The 235-nt window shown below is 33.6% G+C and carries 1 protein-coding gene; it reads left to right on the top strand.

Annotated elements, in window-relative coordinates:
- Positions 1-229, top strand: a 229-nt coding sequence (locus tag KVT27_RS26180; protein WP_217582333.1) for a hypothetical protein, incomplete at its 5' end; no start/stop codon positions are given.
- Positions 230-235: the final 6 nt, after the last annotated feature.

The raw sequence follows: 235 nt of genomic DNA, 5'->3' as shown, positions 1-235 counted from the left end.
CATTATATTCAAAGAGGTTGATGGCTTTCAAAATTTTGAAGGGGGTTATAGTGATAGTATTGATGGATATAAATTATTATTGATGGACAAAACCACCACCAGAGCTTCAGAAGTTAGAAGAGGAAGACATGTTAGATCAATTGTTCACCTTGTGCTCAGATCAGATCCGATTCGATCAGCTGCCCATCCTATGATAAAGGATCTTATGATTAAATCTAATCATATATAAAATAAA

This window comes from Lysinibacillus sp. GbtcB16 (genome assembly GCF_019091145.1).
Lineage (GTDB): Bacteria > Bacillota > Bacilli > Bacillales_A > Planococcaceae > Lysinibacillus > Lysinibacillus fusiformis.
The sequence above is the reverse complement of the archived record's forward strand: the minus strand, read 5'-3'. Positions and strand labels throughout refer to the sequence as shown.